Raw genomic sequence first — 21,530 nt, forward strand, 5'->3', positions numbered from 1 at the left:
GGCGTAGCCTCAGGAGTGCGACGAGACGCTGGTCAGCGGGCGGGTGCCGTGCAGGCACACCCAGCCTTCGTCGCTGCGCCATACCGATAACGGCAACCACGGCGCATAGGCGGCGGCCACTTCGTCGGCCTGGCGCTCGAGCACGCCCGACAGCACCAGGCGACCGCCCGGGCGCACGCGCGCACTGAGCATGGCCGCCATCAGCTTGAGCGGATTGGAAAGGATGTTGGCCACCACCAGGTCGTGGGTGGCTTCCGAGACCGATTCCGGCAACGCGAAGCTGGCCTCCACACGATTGCGCTCGGCGTTGTAGCGCGAGGCCTCCACCGCGTTCGGATCGATATCGATGCCGAGCGTGTCGCCGGCGCCGAGCTTGCGCGCGACGATCGCCAGGATGCCGGAGCCGCAGCCATAGTCGAGCACGGTTTCTCCCGCATGGAGGTTCTGCTCGAGCCACTGCATGCACAGCCGCGTGGTCGGATGGCTGCCGGTGCCGAAGGCAAGGCCGGGGTCGAGTTCAAGCACCACCGCATCGGGCTCCGGTGCCTCGTGCCATGACGGCACGACCCAGATGCGCTCGCCGATGCGGATCGGTTCGAATTGCGATTGCGTCAGACGTACCCAGTCCTGGTCCGCGACCTCGCGCAGCACATGCGCCGGCACCGGGCTGACGCCCAGCGCGTTGGCCGCGGCGGCGAGCGCCAGGGCCGGATCGGTGTCGTCGCCGAACAGCGCGACCACGCGCGAGCGGTCCCAGGCCAGGCGCGTTGGCTCCAGGCCTGGCTCGCCGAACAGCGGCTTTTCATCGGGCGTGTCGGCATCGGCGTCTTCCACGGACACCGACAAGGCACCGAGATCGAACAGGGCGTCGGACCAGGCCTCGGCCTGATCCTGCGCAACCTCGATCACACATTCATGAAAAGCCACGGGTCTCCCTTGCAGCGATGTTGCAGCGATGCCTGGCAGCGCGGCCAGGCCTCAGGCCTCAGGCCTCTGGCCTCTGGCCTCATCAGGCCTTTTCGCCCTTGGCCACGGCCTTCTGGGCCAGGCGGTGTTCCAGATAGTGGATGCTGGTGCCGCCTTCCATGAAGTTGGCGTCCAGCATCAGCTCGCGGTGCAGCGGCACATTGGTGAGAATGCCGTCCACCACCATCTCCGACAGCGCGATGCGCATGCGGGCGATGGCTTGCTCGCGCGTGGCCCCGTACGTGATGATCTTGCCGATCATCGAATCGTAGTTCGGCGGCACGAAGTAGCCATCATACGCGTGCGAGTCCACGCGCACACCAGGGCCGCCCGGCATATGCCAGGCAGTGATGCGTCCAGGCGACGGCGTGAACTTGAACGGGTCTTCGGCATTGATGCGGCACTCGAGCGCGTGGCCGCGCAGTTGCACGTCCTTCTGGCGGAAGCGCAGTTTCTCGCCGTACGCGATGCGGATCTGTTCCTGCACGATGTCGATGCCGGTGATCATCTCGGTGACCGGATGCTCCACCTGCACCCGCGTGTTCATCTCGATGAAATAGAACTCGTTGTTCTCGTACAGGAACTCGAACGTGCCGGCGCCACGGTAGCCGATCTTCTTGCAGGCCTCGGCGCAGCGATCGCCGATGCGCTCGATCAGGCGGCGCGGGATATGCGGTGCCGGCGCTTCCTCGATCACCTTCTGGTGGCGGCGCTGCATCGAGCAGTCGCGCTCGCCCAGCCAGATGGCCTGCTTGTGCTGGTCGGCGAGAATCTGGATTTCCACGTGGCGCGGATTCTCCAGGAACTTCTCCATGTAGACCTCGGGGTTGCCGAACGCGCGGCCGGCTTCCTCACGGGTCATGTTGACCGCATTGATCAGCGCGGCCTCGGTGTGCACCACGCGCATGCCGCGGCCGCCACCGCCGCCCGCGGCCTTGATGATGACCGGATAGCCCACGCGGCGCGCGGTGGCCAGGATTTCCTTGGGGTCGTCGGGGAGGGCGCCGTCGGAGCCGGGCACGCACGGCACGCCGGACTTGATCATGGCCTGCTTGGCCGACACCTTGTCGCCCATCAGGCGGATGCTGTCGGAGGTCGGTCCGATGAACACGAAGCCCGATTTCTCGACACGTTCGGCAAAGTCGGCATTCTCGGACAGGAAGCCGTAGCCCGGGTGGATGGCCTGGGCGTCGGTCACCTCGGCGGCCGAGATGATGGCCGGCATGTTCAGGTACGACTGCGGGGACGGTGCCGGGCCGATACAGACGGCTTCGTCGGCCAGCTTGACGTACTTGGCTTCCTTGTCGGCTTCCGAGTACACCACCACGGTCTTGATGCCCAGCTCGCGGCAGGCGCGCTGGATGCGAAGCGCGATTTCGCCGCGGTTCGCGATCAGAATTTTTTCAAACATGGTCTCTCTCTGCGAGATCAGAAGCGGGCCCGCGCGTCGCCGGGGACGGCACGGCGGGCGCGCGGCCGCCGGCGCGCCGGCAGGGGGCGCCTGCCGGCAGGCCGGTTGCGCATCAGCCGATAACGAACAGGGGCTGGCCGTATTCGACGGCCTGGCCGTTCTCGACCAGGATTTCCTTGATCACGCCGGCCTTGTCGCACTCGATCTCGTTGAGCAGCTTCATGGCTTCGATGATGCAGACGGTCTGGCCTTCCTTGACGGCGTCACCGACGTTGACGAAGGGCGCGGCGCCCGGCGACGGGGCGCGGTAGAACGTACCCACCATCGGCGAGGTCACGATATGGCCGGCCGGCAGTTGCGGGGCGGCGGCGGCATCGGCGGCGACGGGCGCGGCCGACATGGTGGGGGCAGCCGCGGTCGGCAGCGCCTGCATCTGGGGCATGGCCATCGGCGCGGCCACGACCTGCGGCGGCGCCTTCACGATGCGTACCTTGCCGTCGCCCTCGGTCACTTCCAGCTCCGAGATGCCGGATTCGGCCACCAGGTCGATCAGCGTCTTAAGCTTGCGCAGGTCCATCTTCTTGTCCTCCAGAATCGGGTTGTCCGGCCACCATCGCACACGGGGCGTGCGGGGGCGGCGGTGAGTCGTTCATGACAAAGGCGCCTGGCGGTCGCCAAGGCGCCTTGTCTTCAGCTTCGGTCGTTGCGGCTAGCCCTTCGGCGCAGCCGCCTCCTGTGCGAGCGCATATTCCAGCGCCAGCAGGTAGCCCTGCCAGCCGAGTCCGCAGATCACTCCGATCGCCACGTCGGAGAAAAAGGAGTGATGACGGAACGGCTCGCGGCGATGCACGTTCGAGAGGTGGACCTCGACGAACGGAATCGCCACCCCGGCCAGCGCGTCGCGCAGTGCCACGCTGGTATGCGTGTACGCCGCCGGGTTGATGATGATGAATTCGACGCCTTCGGTACGGGCCGCATGGATGCGGTCCACCAGGGCGCCCTCGTGGTTGGACTGGAAGGTATCCAGTGCCAGCCCCGCGGCCGCGGCACGCTGGTGCAGCGCCTCGTCGATATCGGCGAGCGTCGTGTGGCCATAGGTCTCCGGCTCGCGGGTACCCAGCAGGTTGAGGTTCGGTCCATGCAGGACCAGCACCTTGCGGTAGCGGGCAGAGCGGCTAGCGGGACGGTTTGCGGACACGGCGCCTCGACCAGATCAACGAAATTGCGCGGAGATTACCGTAGCTTAGAGGGATTTGTCTAGCGCGGGCGACAATGCGCAGAGCGCACCCGGCTCATTTTTTGCCGATTTCACCGCTTTTGCGCCCCAGTCGGCGCTTGTGGCGAAAATTGGCAGCGCTTTCACGGATGATCGGGGTCAATTGCGTGCAGTTGGTACTGCGCGTCCCTAGCTACGCGGCAGCGCGGCCCGCAATTCCTCCATATGGACGCGCCCCAGCTTGGTGAAACGCACCGCGCCATCGGGCGCGATCACCAGCGTATAAGGCAGGCCGCCCTGCGCATTGCCGAGGTTGCGCGCCAGTTCGGTGCCGCTGAATCCGGCCACTGCGAGCGGATACGCGACTGGCACCTTCTGCAGGAACTGCTGGATGTTGCTGGCGGAATCGATGCCGATGCCGACGAATTCGACATTGCGCCCGCTGTACTCGGCATGCAGCGCGGTGAGCTCGGGCATTTCTTCCACGCACGGTCCGCACCACGGCGCCCAGAAATTGACCACCAGCGTCTTGCCGCGCAATTTGCCGAGGTCGACTTCGCCGCCGCCCGGGGCGGGCAGCCTGGCGGCAAACAATGCCTCGACCGCCTGGTCGGCCACCGGTTTGGGGCTGAATACGAAATGGCTGACCAGGGCGCCGGCGGCGGCGGCCAGCACGGCGATCACAATCCACAGCCAGAGGCGCCCGCGGCGCCGGGTGACAGGAGGGGTGATGGGGGGAGTGTTGGGAGGCGTGGCGGTGGCAGTCATGTTGGCATCCGATGGATGGCGCGCACTATATATAGCGGGACGATCAATGGTGGCCCGGATTGCCACCGGGGTGGCCGGGGCCGGCGGCGTCCGCCGGGTCGGCCGCGGCCGCCGCGAGCGCGCGCACGGCGGCCAGATCGGCGCGGGCCACGCGGCCGCTCGCATCGGCGCGTACCGCGCCGCGTTCGTCGTCGGCGTCATACAGCGCAATGTGGATGCCGACCGGCGCGCCGAGCTCGGCGCGCACTTCGCCCGCCAGCAGACGTGCCTCGCGCTGGGCGGGCCACTGGCCGCGCCAGAGGAAGCTCAGCGTCTCCACCTCGCCGCGGCCGCCGAAGTGGCGCGACTCGCTGGTATCGAAGTCGACGCCGGCGTTGAGCAGGTGCAGGGCAACGTCCTTGGGGCTATCGCAAAAGCACTGCAGATAGACGTCGGAGTGTTCGGTGGCGGTGCCGTTGAGCACCGCGCCGACCAGATAGGGGCGGAACGCCGCAAGGTCGGTCATCGCCAGCACCGCCAGGCGCCGCAGCAGCGCCAGGATGCGCGGCTGGCTGTCGGCGTGGAACAGGGCCTGGTAGGTGCGGACTTCGGCCTCGATGGTCTCGTTGTCGGGCAGCCATTCGCCGGCCACGCGAACGTCGCCGAGCAGCTGGCGCGCGGCTTTGCGCTTGGCCGTGGCGTAGTCGGCGCCATCCTCGGCGATCATGCGCGCGGCGGCTTGCGCAATCTCGTCACGCAGGCGGGTGGGGTCGGTGGGGGCACGTCGGGACATGTCGCGATGATACCGGAGGCGCCGGGCCGGAGGGTCGCGGGCGGCCGTCGCGGCCAGGGCTGCTACAAAGTGTCACACCATGGCCCGGCGCGTACCGCGCGAGGCCGGTGACCCCTCGGGTACAATCCGTGGATTCCTGCCCGGCCGGCCGCATGCCGTGCGGGCCCAAGGACCGGGCGGCCGTGGCGCATGCCGCGCAGCGGGCGTGGCATGGCAACGCCGCCATACGGCCCCCGCCCCGGTCGCCGTTCTAGCTTTCGACGCACCCATGCATATTCATATCCTCGGCATCTGCGGCACTTTCATGGGCGGCCTTGCGGTGCTGGCCCGCCAGGCGGGCCACCGCGTCACCGGTTGCGACGCCAATGTCTATCCGCCGATGAGCACGCAGCTCGAAGCCCAGGGCATCGACCTGATCGAGGGCTTCGACCCGTCCCAGCTTTCCCTCGAACCCGACCTGTACGTGATCGGCAACGTGGTATCGCGCGGCAATCCGCTGATGGAAGCGATCCTCGACCGCAACCTGCCGTACGTCTCGGGTCCGCAATGGCTCGGCGAACACGTACTCGCCGGCAAATGGGTGCTGGCGGTGGCCGGCACGCACGGCAAGACCACCACCACCTCGATGCTTGCGTGGATTCTGGAGGACGCCGGCTACGAGCCCGGCTTTCTGGTGGGCGGCGTGCCGCAGAACTTCGGCATCTCCGCGCGGTTGACGGCATCGGACTTCTTCGTCATCGAAGCCGACGAATACGACACCGCATTCTTCGACAAGCGCAGCAAGTTCGTGCATTACCGCCCGCGCACCGCGATCCTCAACAACCTCGAATACGATCACGCCGACATCTTCCCCGATCTGGCCGCCATCGAGACGCAGTTCCATCACCTCGTGCGCACCGTGCCAGGCCAGGGCCGCATCGTCGTCAATGGCATGGAGCCGAGTCTTGCGCGCGTGCTGGAGCGCGGCTGCTGGAGCGAGGTGGAACAGTTCGGCGCCGGAGACTGGCGCGAAGGCAATGCGGCCACGCCGGTGCCGGCCGGCAAGGACGGCTTCGAGGTCTGGTTCGACGAGGCACTGCAGGGCACCGTGATCTGGGACCTGCAGGGCACCCACAACCGGATGAACGCGCTGGCCGCGATCGCCGCCGCGCGCCATGTGGGCGTGCCGCCGGCACAGGCCATCGCGTCGCTCGGCCGCTTCGCCAATGTCAAACGCCGCATGGAAGTGCGCGGGGTGGCCAACGGCGTGACCGTGTACGACGACTTCGCCCATCACCCCACCGCGATCCAGACCACGCTCGACGGGTTGCGCCGCCGCGTCGGCGCGGCGCGCATTCTCGCCGTGCTGGAGCCGCGCTCCAACACCATGAAGCTGGGGGTGATGAAGGCGCAGTTGCCGGCCAGCCTCGAAGCGGCCGATCTGGTGTTCGGCTATGGCGCCCCAGGCGGCAAGGACGCGCTCGGCTGGGATCTGGCCGAGGCGCTCGCGCCGCTCGGCGACAAGGCCGCCGCATTCCAGGATCTCGTCCCGCTGGTGGCGGCCGTGCGCGCGGCCGCGCGGCCCGGCGACCATGTGCTGGTGATGAGCAACGGCGGTTTCGGCGGCGTGCACCAACAGTTGCTCGACGCGCTCGCGGCCTGACGGAGCGCATCGATGCTGCTGTATCTGCACGGTTTCCGCTCCTCGCCGCAATCGTTCAAGGCCCGGCTGGTGCAGGACCGCATGCGCGCCTGGGGCGTGGGCAAGTACTACGCCTGTCCCGAGCTCAATGTGTCTCCGGCCGCGGCGATCGCGCAGGCCGAGGCCACCATCGCCGGCGCGCGCGCCGGTGGCGCGCAGGACCTCGCCATCGTCGGTTCCTCGCTCGGCGGCTACTACGCGCGCTGGCTCGGCGAGCGCCATGGCTGCCGCACGGTGCTGCTCAATCCGGCCATCCACCCGTGGACCGACCTCGAGGCCTACCTTGGCGAGCAGCCGTTGTGGCATGGCGGCGGTTCGGTGACGGTGGCGCGCCATCACCTGCAGGAGCTGCTCGACCTGCGCGTGGAGACGCTGGCCGATCCCGCGCGCCATTTCCTGCTGGCCGCCACCGGCGACGAAGTGCTCGACTACCGCGAGATGGTGGCCGCCTACCCGGGCGCGCGCATCCAGGTCATCGAGGGCAGCGACCACGGCATCAGCGAGTTTGCCGACTACGTCGACGACGTGCTGGCATTCTGCGGCTACGGGCCGGGCGGCCGTACGCCGGCGACCTCGATGGCATGACCGGTAGTCTGGAACGATGCGCGCGGCCGGGAGCCGGGGCGGACGGCGCGCGCGAGGGGCGGCGTGGACACCAGGGGCCGCCCGCACGCTGGCACGCGCATCTGCCGTACGACGCGGCGATGCCGCCCAACCTGCGCCGCTGGGTCACGGGCGACGGTTCGCTGACGGCGCGGCTGATGGCGGCATCGGCGCGCTTTCGCGTGGCGCGCCTGGCGCAGCGACCGGCCCTGCCGTATGCGGACGAATGGCAGGTACTGGGCCTGGCGTGGCCCGCGCCGGTGCTGACGCGCGAGGTCATGCTGATCTGCGACGGCCGCGCCGCCGTCTACGCCCATACGGTGGTCATGCCGCGCCATGCCCGGCGCGACTGGCCGTTCCTGCGCGGGCTGGGCGAACGCCCGCTCGGCGGGGCGCTGTTCGTCGACCCGCGCGTCTCGCGCACGCCGTTCGCGTTTGCGCGGCTGCGGCCAGCCCACCCGCTGCGCCGCGCGATGCGCGAGGTGCTGCCCGAGCTCGCGGCCACGCCGATGCTGCCCGCGCGGCGCTCGGTGTTTCACCGCGGCGGCGGTGCCATGCTGGTCACGGAGGTGTTCCTGCCGGACCTGCTGACGCGGCCGGCCCCAACGGGCGCGGTCACCATGTAAGACAGCCGCCGTGCACCACGCGCGGGCGTGCCGGCGCGGCGGTGCGGTATCATGCCCGCTCCCCGATCGCGCCCGGTGCGGTGTCCCGGCATTTCTGAAAGTACCGATCCATGCAGTTGCTGTTTGAAGAAGGCGGCGAAATTCGCGCCGGCACCGTGCTTGCCCAGCAGGGCGAGGCCTACCAGGTCGAGTTGCCCGCCGGCAAGCGCACCAAGGTCAAGGCACGCGATGTGCTGCTGCAGTTCGCCCAGCCGTCGGCAATCGAGATGGTGCGGCAAACCGGCGACCTTACGGCCGAGATCGATCTCGACTTCCTGTGGGAATGCGCACCCCCGGACGAATTCGGCTTTACCGAGCTCGCCGAGGAGTACTACGGCGCGGGCGCAGACGCGGTCAAGCAGGCCGCGCTCGCCATGGCGCTGCACGGCAATCCGGTCTACTTCCGCCGCAAGGGCCGTGGCCGCTACCAGCGCGCGCCCGAGGACCAGCTCAAGGCCGCGCTGGCCGCGCTCGAGCGCAAGAAGCAGCAGGCGCTGGTGCAGGCGGAATACGAGACCCAGCTCAAGGCGCGCACGTTGCCCGACGCGTTCCGCGGCAAGGTGCTGCAGCTGCTGTTCAAGCCGGACAAGAACAGCCTCGAATACAAGGCCATGGACGCCGCCTGCACCGCGCTCGGCATGTCGCCGATGCGGCTGATGGTGGCGGTGGGCGGCATCTCCAGCCCGCGCGCGCTGCACGAGGCGAAGTTCCTCGCCGAATGCTTTCCGAAGGGCATCGGCTTTCCCGATGTGACCGTGCCCGACCCGGCCGGCACGCTGCCGGTGGCGGAGGTCGAAGCCTTCTCGATCGACGATGTCACCACCACGGAAATCGACGATGCGCTGTCCGTGACGCCGCTCGCCGACGGCAAGCTGCGCGTGGGCATCCATATCGCGGCGCCCGGGCTGGGCATCCAGCGCGGCGACGCGCTCGACGCGATCGCGCGCCAGCGGCTGTCCACGGTCTACTTCCCCGGCGACAAGATCACCATGCTGCCCGACGCGGTGGTCGAGCGCTATACGTTGCAGGAAGGCCGTACCTGTCCGGCGCTGTCGCTCTATGTGACGGTCGACATGGATCATGACGGCGGCCCGGCCATCCTCGCCAGCGAGACCCGTGCCGAGCTCGTGCCGATCGTACGCAACCTGCGCCACAACCTGCTCGACGATGTGGTGACCGAGGCCGCGCTGGAAGCCGGCACCGGCGACTATCCGTTCCGCGATGCATTGACGCACCTGTGGCGCTTTGCCGGCTTTCTCTACGACGAGCGCCAGAAGGCCCGCCTCGCCAGCGGCCTGCGGCCCGAGTCGCACAACCGTGCCGACTACAGCTTCTATATCGATGCGCTCGACGACGGCGGCGAGCGCGTGCGCATTGAGCAGCGCAGGCGCGGCTCGCCGCTCGACAAGATCGTGGCCGAGCTGATGATCCTGGCCAACAGCACGTGGGGCAAGCTGCTGGCCGACCACGGCGTGCCGGGCATCTACCGCACGCAGAAGGCCTGGGGCATGCATCGCACGCGCATGCAGACCTACCCGGCACCGCACGAGGGGCTGGGCGTGGCCCAGTACGCGTGGAGCACCTCGCCGCTGCGCCGCTATGTCGACCTGGTCAACCAGTGGCAGATCCTGGCGGTGGCGCAGCATGGCGTGACCGCCAAGCTGGTGGCGCCGTTCAAGCCGAAGGACGCCGACCTGCTGGCCGCGGTGGCCGACTTCGAGGGCACCTACGCCGCCTACGCCGAGCACCAGTCGACCATGGAGCGCTACTGGTGCCTGCGCTGGCTGGCCCAGGAAGGGCGCGACCGCATGATGGCCGCGGTGCTCAAGGAAGGCGCGGTGCGCTTTGCCGAGATTCCGCTGGTCACGCGCGTGCCCGAGCTGGTCCAGGCCGCGCGCGGCACGCAGGTCATGCTGGAGATTGCTGACACCGACGAAATCGCGCTGGAAGTGTCCTGCCGCGTACTCGAGGTGTATGCCGGCGAGGCGGTGCCCGAGGAAGATCTCGAGGCCGAGGAGGAGGCCGCCGAGGCCGCCAGCGAAGTGGCCGCCGAGGAAGATGCCGCGGCCAGCGCCGAGGTGGCCGCGGAAGCCGCGGCGGAGGCCGCCGCCGAGGGGGGCACGGAAGCTGCCGCCCCCACCGGCGAGGCGTCGGCGGCGCGCGACACCCCCCCGCCGTCGGCGGGTTGATCGCTTCGGAAAAGCGGGCGGGTCCCTTACAATCCAGTCTGTCCGGACCGCTGCCCGTGGCCGCGGTCCGGACACCCGTCCTGACACGCGTCCTGACACCCGTGTCGACAACTGTCTCGACACCCGTCGCGACTTCATTACCAGGCCGCGCGCCCCAACCTCCAACCACCGCCTGCCGACCGTGAACGCCGCTCCTGCTGCCGTTGCCGCATCCGCCGCATCCAGCCACCCTCGCCAATGGTGGCAATCCAGCAGCACGCTGGTCAAGGCGCTGGTGGTATCGCTGGTCATCCATGCGGTGCTGCTGATGGTGCGGATCGCGGCGCCCGAGGTGTTCGAGATCAAGCGTTCCGATCCGACCCTGGACGTGGTGCTGGTCAACGCGAAGTCCGCCGACAAGCCGCGCAATCCCACCGTGCTGGCCCAGGCCAATCTCGATGGCGGCGGCGATCACGACGTGCAGCGCGCCACCACGCCGCTGCCCGCGCAGACCGAGTCGAAGGACGGCGACCTCGTGCGCCAGGTGCAGCGCCGCGTGGAGCAGCTGGAGCAGGAGCAGCAGCGCCTGATGACGCAGTCGCGCGAGCCCGCGCCGTCGGTGCGCAACCAGCCGCTCAAGCCGGGCGAGCAGCGCCTCGACAACCAGCAGCGCGGCCAGGACGACCGCACCAGCACCGACGAGATGGCCAAGCTCGAGGCCGAGATCGGCCGCAATCTGGAACACTACGCCAAGCGCCCCAAGCGCATGCAGCTGACCGCCACCAGCGCGCAGGGCGTCGACTACGCGCAGTACTACGACCGCCTGCGCCGCAAGATCGAGGCGCGCGGCACGCATGATTTCCCGCAGCGCAACGGCAAGCCGCTCTACGGTCAGCTGATCCTCGTGATCAACGTCAACCGCGCCGGCAAGCTTGGCTACAACCGCGACGGCTACAACGTCGAGGCGATCGATGTGGCCAAGAGTTCGGGCGATCCCGCGCTCGACCGCCAGGCCGTGGCGATCGTGCGGGCAGCCGCGCCGTTTGGCGCCTTTACCCCGGAAATGCAATCCCGCCAGGACATCCTGGAAGTCATTTCCACCTTCAAGTTTTCGCGCAGCGGACTCGACGTCCGGCTGCAGACGCGTTGATGACAGCAGATTCCCCGCTTCAGGCCGATCGCTATGTGGTGATCGGCAACCCGGTGGCGCATAGCCGCTCGCCGGCCATCCATGCCGCCTTTGCCCGCCAGACCGGCGAAGCGGTGCAGTACGACCGCCTGCTGGCGCCGCTCGACGGCTTCGCCGATACCGTGCGCCGTTTCTTTGCCGAGGGCGGCTACGGCTGCAACGTGACCACGCCGTTCAAGCTGGAGGCGTACGACCTTGCTGACCGGCTCACCGAGCGTGCCGAGGCGGCCGGAGCGGTCAACACGATGTGGATCGAGGAAGGTCTGATCCACGGCGACAACACCGACGGCGTGGGCCTCGTGCGCGATATCCAGGACCACCTCGATACGCTGCTCGAAGGCAAGCGCATCCTGCTGCTTGGCGCCGGTGGTGCCGCCATGGGGGCGATGTTGCCGCTGATCGAATGCCGCCCCGAGCGGATCGTGGTGGCCAACCGCACCGCGGCGCGCGCGAGCGACATGCTCGAAGCGTTTGCCGAAGCGGGCGACCAGTACCACGTGGAGCTATGGGGCGGTGGCCTCGATGCCCTCACCGGCCTGTCCGAGGACGAGGCCTGCGACGTGGTGATCAACGCGTCGGCCAGCAGCCTGCAGGGCGAAGTGCCGCCGGTGCCCGCGTTCCTGCTGGGCCCGGACGTGCTTGCCTACGACATGATGTATGGCGCCACGCCCACGGTCTTTCTGGCCTATGCGGCGCAATGCGGGGCGCGTACCAGCGATGGCCTCGGCATGCTCGTCGAGCAGGCTGCCGAGGCGTTTTACAACTGGCGTGGGGTCCGGCCCAAGACCGCGCCGGTGCTGGCCGAACTGCGCGCGGCCCTGCAGGCCGAAGCGGCGCGCTGATACTCGCCGCGTGCCGACCGGCAGCCGACCCAGGCAGGCCACCGGCAGCGCGGCGCAGCGCTGCGCTGGCTCGGTTACGTGGCGGGCTGCCTGCTTGCGGGCGTGCTGGCGATGCAGCTGTACTTCTTCGTGCAGATCGCCAGCTGGCAATACGTGAATCCGTCGTCCACGTCGTTCATGCGCGCCGAGCGCTGGCGCCTGTGCGGCTTCAACCTGTGGAGCTGCTCGCTCGACCGCCGCTGGGTGCGCTACGACGAGATCTCGCGCCACCTCAAGCGTGCCGTCATTGCCAGCGAGGACGCCGATTTCGTCAACCATCCCGGCTACGAACTCGACGCCATGCTCGACGCGTGGGAGCGCAACAAGCAGCGCGGCCATATCGTGCGTGGCGGGTCCACCATCACGCAGCAGCTCGCCAAGAACCTGTTCCTGTCGTCGGAGCAGAACTACCTGCGCAAGGGACAGGAGCTCGTCATCACGTGGATGCTCGAATTCTGGCTCGACAAGCAGCGCATCTTCGAGATCTACCTGAACTCGGTGGAGTGGGGCGAGGGGGTGTTCGGCGCGGAAGCCGCCGCGCAGCATTACTTCAAGACTTCGGCCGCCCGGCTGAGCGTGGGTCAGGCGGCGCGCCTCGCGGCTGCGCTGCCGGCGCCGCGCTGCTTCGACAAGAAGACCAACTGCGCCAATGTGCGCGTCAATTTCCGCGTCAAGGCCGGCATCATCGCGCGCCGCATGGGCGCGGCCACCTTGCCGGACTGAACGCCCGGCCGATACGCGCGCGGGCGCCTCAGCCCAGCCAGCCCTTGCGCCGGAAGTACACCAGCGGTACCGCCGCCGATACCGCCATCAGCGCGATGGCCCACGGATAGCCAGCGGCCCAGTCGAGCTCCGGCATGAACTTGAAGTTCATGCCGTAGATGCTCGCGATCAGCGTGGGCGGCATCAGCGCCACCGACACCACCGAGAACAGCTTGATGATCTTGTTCTGGTTGATGTTGATGAAACCGACCGTCGCATCCATCAGGAAGTTGATCTTGTCGAACAGGAACGCGGTGTGGTTCTCGATCGAGTCGATATCGCGCAGGATCTGGCGCGCCTCGTCCTGCTGCTCGGCCGACAGCATCTGGCTGCGCATCAGGAACGACACCGCGCGGCGCGTATCCATGATGTTGCGGCGGATGCGGCCGTTCAGGTCCTCTTCGCGCGCGATCATCTCCAGCACGTCGGCGGCGGCGGCATCGGTCACGTTCTCGGCCAGCACGCGGCGGCTCGCTTCCTCCAGCCGTTCGTAGATCTCCTCGATCGAGTCCGCCGAATACTCGGCGTCGGTCGCGTAGAGATCCATCAGCACGTCCTTGGCGTTGCGCACCGAGCCGGGCCGCATGCGCGCGCGCAGCCGCACCAGCCGGAACACGGGCAGGTCTTCGTCGTGGATGGAGAACAGCACGTCGCGCGTGAGCACGAACGCGACCCGCACGTTGCGCGAGGCGTCTTCCTCATCGAGCAGGAAGTCGGTGCGGATATGGATATTCTCGTCCTCGCCCTCGAAATATCGCGCCGAGGCCTCGATGTCGCCGAGGTCCTCGAGTTCGGGCAGCACGACGCCGTACGCTTCCTTGATCCAGGCAAGTTCCTCGTCGTCCGGGTTGACGACGTCGATCCAGATCGGCTTGTGCTGCAGCAGTTCGCTGCGTTCGTCGACCTGCTCCTGGGCAAGCCGGCCTTTCTGGAGGACGAACAGGTTGATCATCCCTGTGATTCCTTGTGACTGATGGCGCTGTGTCGATGCTCGACGGAGACAGGCACGCAGGGCAAGGCTCGCCAACCTGACACGGTGTGACCATGGCGCGGCCACGGGCAAGCGTGATCGCGCTGCGCCGCCGGCCGACCGGTACGCGCAAGGCGATGGCGTTTGCCTGGGTTTGGCTGGCAAGCCGGGAGAGGGAAACTCCGAGGAGGCCGGGCGATGCGTCGGACATGACGCGCGGCGCCGGCCGCGATGAACGCCATGGCCGACACCGGCCATCGAGCGATTCGGAAAGACACTCACCCACAGTGTGCTGCGGGCGAGGACGGCGAGGGTGGCGCGCCGGCATCGTCATCGGGGCATGGGATGGACCCGCGAACGATGCATGCGTCACCGGTCGACGTTACGCAGCCCGCAGTGACATGGCATTCGTCGTCGTCGCGGCGCCGCCGCGGCAACTCGAACACCCGATGCTACTGCCCACGTACTTTCTCCGGGATTCTGATGGCCGCGAGTGTAGCCCAACGCAGGGGGGCTTGTTAAGCGAAATCTGGTGGGGAGTCGTGCCTCCGCGCCACATGTCCTCAGCCCCGCCGCAGACGCGGGACCAGCATCACGCTTGCCAGCGCGGCGAACATCAGCACGATGGCCGCGAAGTCCTGCCAGTGCGGGGTTTCGTCGAGCAGCCACATGCCGGAGAACACGCCGATCACGGGGATGAACATGATCGAAAGGCTCGACACCACCGGCGGCAGGCTGCGCGCGAGCGCAAACCACACCAGGTGGCAATAGGCAAACACTACCACCGCGTTGTAGCCGATGGCCGCCCATTCCACGCCGTTGGGCATGCGCCAGCCCGACTCCAGCAGCAGCGTGCCAAGGCCGAGGAACGGCAGCGTGAAAGCCAGCATCCAGAACGTCAGCGCGCCGAGCGGGACCTCGATGCGCGAGCGTTTCATCGCTTGCGTGCCGAAGCCCCATGCGCATGCGGCCGCGAGCATCAGCAACGTGCCAGTCGGGCTGCCGGTCATCGCGGCGATCTCGCCCGACAGCAGCAGGAGCGTGCCCGCCAGCGCGCAGCCGATGCCGAACCACGCCGACGGCGCGAGGCGCTCGCGGTACAGCACCAGGCCCCACAGCACGGCCCAGATCGGCATGGTGTAGCCAAGGATGGCGGCGCGGCCGGACGACAGCATCTTGACCGCGCAGATCGCCAGCAGGTGCCAAAGCACCATGTTCGGAATCGCCAGTCGGATCACGGCCGGCCAGGCCGCGCGCGGCATCGCCAGCGACTCGCCGCGCAGGCGCAGCGCCACGCCCAGCGCCAGCACGCCACCCGCCATGCAGAGCAGGCGGAACCCCATGGCCGGGAAATGCGCGACGCCGAGTTTGAGGATGGGCCAGTTGACGCCCCAGGCGACGGTCAGGATAACGAGCAGCAGAAGACCGCGGCGGTCCAGTGTCATGAGGCGGACGGGCGGCTCGCGTGCGCCGCCTTTCTTGTCGGTGGAAGACGAGCCGAACCATAGCATGCGGCGTTAGAATTGGCGGCAACGACCCTGATGCCGAGTCCCCCCATGACCTTCACCGAGCTGCTGTCCGGCGCCTGGCAGCGCAACGATTCCCTGCTATGCGTCGGCCTCGATCCCGATCCCGCCAAGCTGCCGCTGTCCCTGACCGGCGCGGGCGGTGCGATATTTTCGTTCTGCCGTGAAATCGTCGACGCCACCGCCGACCTGGTCTGCGCCTACAAGCCGCAGATCGCCTACTTCCATTCGCAACGGGCCGAGGACCAGCTCGAGCAGCTGATCGAATACATCCACGACGCCCATCCCGGGATTCCCGTGATACTCGATGCCAAGCGCGGCGATATCGGCTCGACGGCCGAGCACTACGCGCTGGAGGCGTTCGAGCGCTACAACGCCGACGCCGTGACCGTCAGTCCGTACATGGGCTTCGATTCGATGGAGCCTTACCTGGCCTATCCGGAACGTGGCGTGATCGTGCTGTGCCGTACCTCCAATGCGGGGGGCTCCGACGTGCAGTTCCTGCAGGTCGACGGCAAGCCGCTTTACCAGGTAGTGGCCGAGGCCGCGCACGCGCGCTGGAATACCACGGGCCAGATGGGCCTGGTGGTGGGCGCCACGTTTCCGGCGGAAATTGCCAAGGTGCGCCAGATCGTGGGCGACATGCCGCTGCTGATTCCCGGCATCGGCGCCCAGGGCGGCGATATCGAGGCCACCGTCAAGGCGGGCCGTACCGCCGATGGCACCGGCATGATGATCAATTCCTCGCGCGCGATCCTTTACGCGAGCCGCGACAAGAACTTTGCCGGCGCCGCGCGCAACGTCGCGCAGCAGACGCGCGACACCATCAACCGCTACCGGCACGGCTGAGGCTGCCTGCCCCCGGGCAGACGCGGTATCGGCGCCGGGGCCGGCCCCGGGGTGCGGAACCGGCGCGCGCCTCAGGCCTCGTTGCGGATCAATTCCAGCAGGCCGCGCAACGCGTGCTCCGCCGCCTGGCGGCGGATCTGCGCGCGGTCGCCGCGAAAGCGCTGGGTCTCGGTGCGCGTGGTGATGCGATTGCTCCAGCCGAAACAGACCATCCCCACCGGCTTCTCGGCGGTGCCGCCGCCGGGTCCGGCCACGCCGGTAATCGACAGCGAGACCTGCGCGCGGCTATTGAGCAGCGCGCCTTCTGCCATGGCGTGCGCCACCTCCTCGCTGACCGCGCCGTAGTCGCGGATCAACTTGGCCGGCACGCCGATCATGGTGGTCTTGGCCTCGTTGGAATAGGTCACGAAGCCGCGCTCGAACCAGCCCGAGGAGCCCGAGATATCGGTGATGGCGGCCGACACGAGGCCACCGGTACAGGATTCCGCGGTGGCCAGCATCAGCGAACGCTCGGAGAGCGTCACGCCGACCTGGACGGCGAGTTGGTCGAGCAGGCGACTGACAGACATGATGGGATCGGCAGGAAACGAAAACCGGGCGTGGCGTGCTCAGAGCGAGCGCCACAACGCGAACACCAGCAGCGTGTAGAACGCCGCCAGCACATCGTCGAACATCACGCCGAAGGCGCCCAGCAGACCCGGTCCCTTGAGCGTGCGGTCGTAATGGCGGATGGGCGCGGGTTTGGCGATGTCGAACAGCCGGAACCACAGGAACGCGGCAAACTGGCCCCAGAAGCCGGTAGGCGTGACGAACAGCATCACCAGCCAGAACGCGACGATCTCGTCCCAGACCATGCTGCCGTGATCGAACACGCCCATGTCGCGCGCGGTGCGGCGGCAGGCCCACAGGCCCACCAGAAAACTGCCGGCGATGATCCAAAGCCAGGTGGTCGGCTCGATCCACAGCGAGATCACCACGAAGGACAGCCAGCCGTACAGCGTGCCGACCGTGCCGGGGCCTACCGGTGACAGCCCCGAGCCAAAGCCGAGCGCGATCGCGCGGGCCGGGTGGCCGAGCATGAAACGGGCCGTCGGACGCGTGATCCGGACGGTCTGGCCGGCTTCCAGCGTGAGCGGATCGGCGGTGTCGCGCGGGCGGGCACCGGGAGGAAAGGTGGACATCAAGGGTTGGGCTCTTCGGCTGATTTCTCGGTACGGCTTCGGTGGTTCCGTGTTCTTGTCGTGGCGCGGCGGACGCTGGGCCAGCCACGCATGGCGGCATCATGACACGGCTCGCGCCGGCGTGTCAGTCAGACTTGTCGGGGAGGACTCAAGGCGTGGCGAAATGATCGAAGCCGGCGCCTTCGAAGCGGAACGGGTTGCCGTCCCGGTCGACCAGCCGCAGGCCCGCTTCCGGAGTGATGGCGCCGACACGCGCAAGCGGCAGGCCAAGCCGCTCGCCGATCGCGGCGATGGCCTCGCGGGCCGTGGCCGGCGCCGTAAAGCAGAGTTCGTAGTCGTCGCCGCCGGTCAGCACGCAGGTGTGCTGGCAGGCCAGCGGCTGGCTGGCGAGGATGGCCGAGCGCGGCAGCGCATCGACGTCGATCCAGGCGCCGGTCGCCGAGCGCGTCAGGATATGGCCGAGGTCGCCAAGCAGGCCGTCGGACACGTCGAGCGCCGCATGCGCGACGCCGCGCAGCGCCATGCCAAGCGCCACGCGCGGGGTCGGGGTGTCCATGCGCGGCCGCACCGCGCTGAAGTCGGGTTCGGGCAGGAGCCATTCGCCGCGGCAGTCGCCGAGCGCCAGGCGCGCATCGCCGAGCGTGCCCGAGATCCAGATATCGTCGCCGGGCCGGGCGGAATCGCGGCGCAGCGCCTGGCGCGGCGGCACGTCGCCGAACACCGTCAGCGAGAGCGTGAGCGGGCCGCGCGTGGTGTCGCCGCCGATCAGCTCGCAGCCATGCGCGTCCGCCAGCGCCAGCATGCCGGCGGCAAACGCCTCCAGCCACAGCGGGTCGGCCTCGGGCAGCGCCAGCGCGAGCGTAAAGGCACGCGGCTCGGCGCCCATCGCGGCGAGGTCGGACAGATTCACGGCCAGCGCCTTGTGGCCCAGCGCCTCGGGCGGCACGTCGGGAAAGAAATGCCGGCCGGATACCAGCATGTCGGTACTGATGGCCAGCTGCTGGCCAGGGCGGCCCTCGATCAGCGCGCAGTCGTCGCCCACGCCGAGCGCGGCCTTGCGCACCGGGCGCGTGAAGAAACGGCGGATCAGGTCGAATTCGGAGAGGGCGGCAGGCGCGGGAGCTGACATCGGAGGGGGCGGCAGGGCGGGAGCAGGTAGGACGGATCAACCCCGGCTGGTCAAGCCCACCGGCATGCGGCATATTGTACCGAAACGCAAAGCTGCCCCGCGCAAAACGCTTATTGTGAAATAATATTTCACAATATAAAATGCGGGGCTCCATTCAGAGAGACAGCGGGTACGGAGCCGGCCCGCCTCGGTCCCGTTACGTCCAGAGCGGCTCCACCGATCGGAAGATGCGCAGATGACAAGTCCTCAGCAGTCCCCGTCCCAAGACGACCTGAAACAACAGCAGCGTGAGGCGCTGCGCAAGGCCGCGCTCGAGTATCACGAGTTTCCGACGCCGGGCAAGATTTCCGTTACCCCCACCAAGCCGCTTTCCAACCAGCGCGACCTCGCGCTGGCGTATTCGCCGGGCGTTGCCGCCGCGTGCGAGGAAATCGTCGCCAACCCCGCCGACTCGTTCCGCTACACCGCGCGTGGCAACCTCGTGGCCGTGATCACCAACGGTACCGCGGTGCTGGGCCTCGGCGATATCGGCGCGGCCGCGTCGAAGCCGGTGATGGAAGGCAAGGCAGGTCTGTTCAAGAAGTTCGCCGGCATCGATGTGTTCGACATCGAAGTCGACGAGAAGGACCCCGAGAAGCTGGTCGACATCATCGCCTCGCTGGAGCCGACCTTCGGCGGCATCAACCTCGAGGACATCAAGGCGCCCGAGTGCTTCTACGTGGAGCGCAAGCTGCGCGAGCGCATGAAGATTCCGGTCTTCCACGATGACCAGCACGGCACCGCGATCGTGGTCGGCGCGGCCGTGATCAACGGCCTCAAGGTGGTCGGCAAGGACATCTCGAAGGTCAAGCTGGTGGCATCCGGCGCCGGCGCCGCGGCACTGGCCTGCCTGGACCTGCTGGTGGACATGGGCCTGCGGCTCGAGAACATCTGGGTGACCGATATCGCCGGTGTGGTCTACGAAGGCCGCGCCGAACTGATGGACCCGGAGAAGGCACGCTTTGCGCAGAAGACCGACAAGCGCAAGCTGGCCGAAGTGATCGGCGGCGCCGACATCTTCCTGGGTCTGTCCGCCGCGGGTGTGCTCAAGCCCGAGATGGTCAAGGAGATGGCCGACAAGCCGCTGGTGCTGGCGCTGGCCAACCCGAATCCGGAAATCATGCCGGAACTGTGCAAGGAGGTGCGCCCGGACGCGGTGATCGCCACCGGCCGTACCGACTACCCGAACCAGGTCAACAACGTCCTGTGCTTCCCGTTCATCTTCCGCGGCGCGCTCGACTGCGGCGCGACCACCATCACGCGCGAGATGGAGATCGCCGCGGCCAACGCCGTGGCGGAACTGGCGCGGCAGGAACAGAGCGACGTGGTGGCGACCGCGTACGGCATCCAGGACCTTTCGTTCGGCCCTGAATACCTGATCCCCAAGCCGTTCGATCCGCGCCTGATCGTCACCATCGCGCCGGCGGTGGCCGAGGCTGCCGCCAAGGGCGGCGTGGCCGCGCGTCCGATCGAGGACATGGACGCGTACCGCCTGCAGCTGCAGCAGTTCGTCTACCACTCGGGCACGCTGATGAAGCCGATCTATGCGGCTGCGCGCAAGGTGGACATGGAGAAGAAGCGCATCGTCTTTGCCGAGGGCGAGGAAGAGCGCGTGCTGCGCGCGGTGCAGGTGATCGTCGACGAAAAGCTGGCCAACCCGATCCTGATCGGTCGCCCCGCCGTGCTCGCGCACCGCATCGAACGCTTCGGCCTGCGCCTGCGCATGGGCGTCGACTTCACGGTGGTCAACCCCGAGCACGACGAGCGCTTCCGCGACTATTCGGATACGTACTACAGGATGATGGCCCGCCAGGGCATCACCCCGCAGTACGCCAAGCTGGAGATGCGCCGCCGCACCACGCTGATCGGCGCCATGCTGATCCGCAAGGGCGAGGCCGACGGCATGATCTGCGGCACCGTGAGCAACACGGCGGCGCACCTGCGGTATATCGATCAGGTGCTGGGCGGCACGCACTGCGTCTACGCGGCGATGAACGGCCTGGTGCTGCCGGGCCGCCAGATCTTCCTGGTGGATACGCACGTCAATATCGATCCGAGCGCGGCCGAACTCGCCGAGATCACCATCATGGCGGCCGAGGAGCTCAAGCGCTTCGGCATCGAGCCGAAGGTGGCGCTGCTGTCGCACTCGAACTTCGGTTCGTCGGATTCGCCGTCGGCGATCAAGATGCGCGAGACGCTGAAGATCCTGCGCGACCGCGCGCCGGACCTCGAGGTGGATGGCGAGATGCATGGCGACAGCGCGCTCGACCAGAAGCTGCGCGATACGCTGGTGCCCGATGGCGCGCTGAGCGGCGAGGCCAACCTGCTGGTGTGCCCGAACATCGACGCCGCCAATATCTCGTACAACCTGCTCAAGGTGGCGGCGGGCAACAACGTGGCGATCGGGCCGATCCTGCTGGGCGTCAATGCGCCCGTGCATATCCTCACGCCGTCGGCTACGGTGCGCCGTATCGTCAACATGACGGCGCTGGTGGTGGTCGACGCCGCGGCCAAACGTTAAGCCGGCGCCATCTGCGGCAATTGCCGTCATTGAGTCAGCCGTATGAAAAAGCCGGGTCCGCCCGGCTTTTTTATTGCGCCTCGCGCAGATAGTAAGTATGCGCACACATCGCAATAACATGTTGAAACAATTGAGGAATTCGGGCTGGCCTGAGAGCGGGGATTGATTAATTGGCGGCAGACGCGTAACCTTACGCCTTTGAATGCAGACGTTCGTCACCGGGCGTCATACGC

20 protein-coding genes are annotated in these 21,530 nt (G+C 67.9%); 9 read left to right on the forward strand and 11 right to left on the reverse strand.

Annotation, left to right across the window (positions count from 1 at the left end; genetic code table 11):
* Positions 1-9 precede the first annotated feature (9 nt).
* From prmA to DFLDMN_RS16870, 6 genes are all read right to left on the reverse strand, one after another.
* Positions 10-927, reverse strand: a complete 918-nt coding sequence (gene prmA / locus DFLDMN_RS16845; protein WP_423196012.1) for a 50S ribosomal protein L11 methyltransferase — start codon at positions 925-927, stop codon at positions 10-12.
* An 82-nt stretch (positions 928-1,009) separates the two neighbouring features.
* Positions 1,010-2,377, reverse strand: a complete 1,368-nt coding sequence (gene accC, locus DFLDMN_RS16850; RefSeq protein WP_423196013.1) for an acetyl-CoA carboxylase biotin carboxylase subunit — start codon at positions 2,375-2,377, stop codon at positions 1,010-1,012.
* Between the two features lie 112 nt (positions 2,378-2,489).
* On the reverse strand, positions 2,490-2,954 hold the full coding sequence (gene accB / locus DFLDMN_RS16855; protein ID WP_423196014.1) for an acetyl-CoA carboxylase biotin carboxyl carrier protein: 465 nt from the start codon (positions 2,952-2,954) through the stop codon (positions 2,490-2,492).
* Between the two features lie 132 nt (positions 2,955-3,086).
* A complete protein-coding gene (gene aroQ, locus DFLDMN_RS16860; protein WP_423196015.1) occupies positions 3,087-3,575 on the reverse strand; it encodes a type II 3-dehydroquinate dehydratase in 489 nt (162 codons plus the stop codon).
* Between the two features lie 207 nt (positions 3,576-3,782).
* A complete protein-coding gene (locus tag DFLDMN_RS16865; protein WP_423196016.1) occupies positions 3,783-4,361 on the reverse strand; it encodes a TlpA family protein disulfide reductase in 579 nt (192 codons plus the stop codon).
* 43 nt (positions 4,362-4,404) lie between these two features.
* A complete protein-coding gene (locus DFLDMN_RS16870; protein ID WP_423196017.1) occupies positions 4,405-5,133 on the reverse strand; it encodes a UDP-N-acetylmuramate--alanine ligase in 729 nt (242 codons plus the stop codon).
* Positions 5,134-5,401: 268 nt separating this feature from the next.
* On the opposite strand from DFLDMN_RS16870, the gene mpl reads away from it, so the two are divergent.
* From mpl to mtgA, 7 genes are all read left to right on the forward strand, one after another.
* Positions 5,402-6,775: a UDP-N-acetylmuramate:L-alanyl-gamma-D-glutamyl-meso-diaminopimelate ligase gene (gene mpl / locus DFLDMN_RS16875; RefSeq protein ID WP_423196018.1), complete on the forward strand. Its 1,374-nt coding sequence runs from the start codon at positions 5,402-5,404 to the stop codon at positions 6,773-6,775.
* 12 nt (positions 6,776-6,787) lie between these two features.
* Positions 6,788-7,399 (forward strand): YqiA/YcfP family alpha/beta fold hydrolase, encoded by a 612-nt coding sequence (locus DFLDMN_RS16880; RefSeq protein WP_423196019.1) that lies wholly within the window; start codon positions 6,788-6,790, stop codon positions 7,397-7,399.
* A gap of 119 nt (positions 7,400-7,518) precedes the next feature.
* Positions 7,519-8,043 (forward strand): chorismate--pyruvate lyase family protein, encoded by a 525-nt coding sequence (locus DFLDMN_RS16885; protein WP_423198451.1) that lies wholly within the window; start codon positions 7,519-7,521, stop codon positions 8,041-8,043.
* A gap of 110 nt (positions 8,044-8,153) precedes the next feature.
* Positions 8,154-10,271 carry a ribonuclease catalytic domain-containing protein gene (locus DFLDMN_RS16890; RefSeq protein ID WP_423196020.1) on the forward strand — a complete coding sequence of 706 codons (2,118 nt, stop codon included), beginning with the start codon at positions 8,154-8,156 and terminating at the stop codon, positions 10,269-10,271.
* Positions 10,272-10,452: 181 nt separating this feature from the next.
* Complete coding sequence (locus DFLDMN_RS16895) at positions 10,453-11,400, forward strand: energy transducer TonB family protein (protein ID WP_423196021.1); 948 nt, start codon at positions 10,453-10,455, stop codon at positions 11,398-11,400.
* Positions 11,400-12,281 (forward strand): shikimate dehydrogenase, encoded by an 882-nt coding sequence (aroE, locus tag DFLDMN_RS16900; protein ID WP_423196022.1) that lies wholly within the window; start codon positions 11,400-11,402, stop codon positions 12,279-12,281. The genes DFLDMN_RS16895 and aroE overlap by 1 nt, the downstream gene beginning before the upstream one ends.
* A gap of 60 nt (positions 12,282-12,341) precedes the next feature.
* Complete coding sequence (gene mtgA / locus DFLDMN_RS16905) at positions 12,342-13,043, forward strand: monofunctional biosynthetic peptidoglycan transglycosylase (protein WP_423198452.1); 702 nt, start codon at positions 12,342-12,344, stop codon at positions 13,041-13,043.
* Between the two features lie 28 nt (positions 13,044-13,071).
* On the opposite strand, the gene corA is transcribed toward mtgA, so the two are convergent.
* The gene (gene corA, locus DFLDMN_RS16910; protein WP_423196023.1) at positions 13,072-14,034 is read right to left on the reverse strand and encodes a magnesium and cobalt transport protein CorA; all 963 of its coding nucleotides are present in this window, start codon (positions 14,032-14,034) and stop codon (positions 13,072-13,074) included.
* 581 nt (positions 14,035-14,615) lie between these two features.
* The gene (locus tag DFLDMN_RS16915; RefSeq protein WP_423196024.1) at positions 14,616-15,497 is read right to left on the reverse strand and encodes a DMT family transporter; all 882 of its coding nucleotides are present in this window, start codon (positions 15,495-15,497) and stop codon (positions 14,616-14,618) included.
* A 111-nt stretch (positions 15,498-15,608) separates the two neighbouring features.
* Between DFLDMN_RS16915 and pyrF the strand changes: the two genes are divergently transcribed.
* Positions 15,609-16,427: an orotidine 5'-phosphate decarboxylase gene (pyrF, locus tag DFLDMN_RS16920; protein WP_423196025.1), complete on the forward strand. Its 819-nt coding sequence runs from the start codon at positions 15,609-15,611 to the stop codon at positions 16,425-16,427.
* A 71-nt stretch (positions 16,428-16,498) separates the two neighbouring features.
* Here pyrF and DFLDMN_RS16925 read toward each other — a convergent pair whose 3' ends face one another.
* From DFLDMN_RS16925 to thiL, 3 genes are all read right to left on the reverse strand, one after another.
* Complete coding sequence (locus DFLDMN_RS16925; protein ID WP_423196026.1) at positions 16,499-16,996, reverse strand: CinA family protein; 498 nt, start codon at positions 16,994-16,996, stop codon at positions 16,499-16,501.
* 39 nt (positions 16,997-17,035) lie between these two features.
* A complete protein-coding gene (locus DFLDMN_RS16930; protein WP_423196027.1) occupies positions 17,036-17,608 on the reverse strand; it encodes a phosphatidylglycerophosphatase A family protein in 573 nt (190 codons plus the stop codon).
* Between the two features lie 148 nt (positions 17,609-17,756).
* Positions 17,757-18,737 (reverse strand): thiamine-phosphate kinase, encoded by a 981-nt coding sequence (thiL, locus tag DFLDMN_RS16935; protein ID WP_423196028.1) that lies wholly within the window; start codon positions 18,735-18,737, stop codon positions 17,757-17,759.
* Between the two features lie 235 nt (positions 18,738-18,972).
* Between thiL and DFLDMN_RS16940 the strand changes: the two genes are divergently transcribed.
* Positions 18,973-21,297: an NADP-dependent malic enzyme gene (locus DFLDMN_RS16940; RefSeq protein WP_423196029.1), complete on the forward strand. Its 2,325-nt coding sequence runs from the start codon at positions 18,973-18,975 to the stop codon at positions 21,295-21,297.
* The last annotated feature ends 233 nt before the right edge of the window (positions 21,298-21,530 follow it).

It is taken from the genome of Cupriavidus sp. H19C3 (genome assembly GCF_049393815.1).
Taxonomy (GTDB): Bacteria; Pseudomonadota; Gammaproteobacteria; order Burkholderiales; family Burkholderiaceae; genus Cupriavidus.

Excerpts from the sequence above, each read along its gene's own strand:
- DFLDMN_RS16940 (WP_423196029.1), top strand. The coding sequence starts at position 18,973 with ATGACAAGTCCTCAGCAGTCCCCGTCCCAAGACGACCTGAAACAACAG.
- DFLDMN_RS16915 (WP_423196024.1), bottom strand. The coding sequence starts at position 15,497 with ATGACACTGGACCGCCGCGGTCTTCTGCTGCTCGTTATCCTGACCGTC.
- mpl (WP_423196018.1), top strand. The coding sequence starts at position 5,402 with ATGCATATTCATATCCTCGGCATCTGCGGCACTTTCATGGGCGGCCTT.
- DFLDMN_RS16870 (WP_423196017.1), bottom strand. The coding sequence starts at position 5,133 with ATGTCCCGACGTGCCCCCACCGACCCCACCCGCCTGCGTGACGAGATT.
- thiL (WP_423196028.1), bottom strand. The coding sequence starts at position 18,737 with ATGTCAGCTCCCGCGCCTGCCGCCCTCTCCGAATTCGACCTGATCCGC.
- DFLDMN_RS16925 (WP_423196026.1), bottom strand. The coding sequence starts at position 16,996 with ATGTCTGTCAGTCGCCTGCTCGACCAACTCGCCGTCCAGGTCGGCGTG.
- accC (WP_423196013.1), bottom strand. The coding sequence starts at position 2,377 with ATGTTTGAAAAAATTCTGATCGCGAACCGCGGCGAAATCGCGCTTCGC.
- accB (WP_423196014.1), bottom strand. The coding sequence starts at position 2,954 with ATGGACCTGCGCAAGCTTAAGACGCTGATCGACCTGGTGGCCGAATCC.
- DFLDMN_RS16865 (WP_423196016.1), bottom strand. The coding sequence starts at position 4,361 with ATGACTGCCACCGCCACGCCTCCCAACACTCCCCCCATCACCCCTCCT.
- corA (WP_423196023.1), bottom strand. The coding sequence starts at position 14,034 with ATGATCAACCTGTTCGTCCTCCAGAAAGGCCGGCTTGCCCAGGAGCAG.
- DFLDMN_RS16885 (WP_423198451.1), top strand. The coding sequence starts at position 7,519 with ATGCCGCCCAACCTGCGCCGCTGGGTCACGGGCGACGGTTCGCTGACG.
- DFLDMN_RS16880 (WP_423196019.1), top strand. The coding sequence starts at position 6,788 with ATGCTGCTGTATCTGCACGGTTTCCGCTCCTCGCCGCAATCGTTCAAG.
- DFLDMN_RS16930 (WP_423196027.1), bottom strand. The coding sequence starts at position 17,608 with ATGTCCACCTTTCCTCCCGGTGCCCGCCCGCGCGACACCGCCGATCCG.
- pyrF (WP_423196025.1), top strand. The coding sequence starts at position 15,609 with ATGACCTTCACCGAGCTGCTGTCCGGCGCCTGGCAGCGCAACGATTCC.
- aroE (WP_423196022.1), top strand. The coding sequence starts at position 11,400 with ATGACAGCAGATTCCCCGCTTCAGGCCGATCGCTATGTGGTGATCGGC.
- DFLDMN_RS16890 (WP_423196020.1), top strand. The coding sequence starts at position 8,154 with ATGCAGTTGCTGTTTGAAGAAGGCGGCGAAATTCGCGCCGGCACCGTG.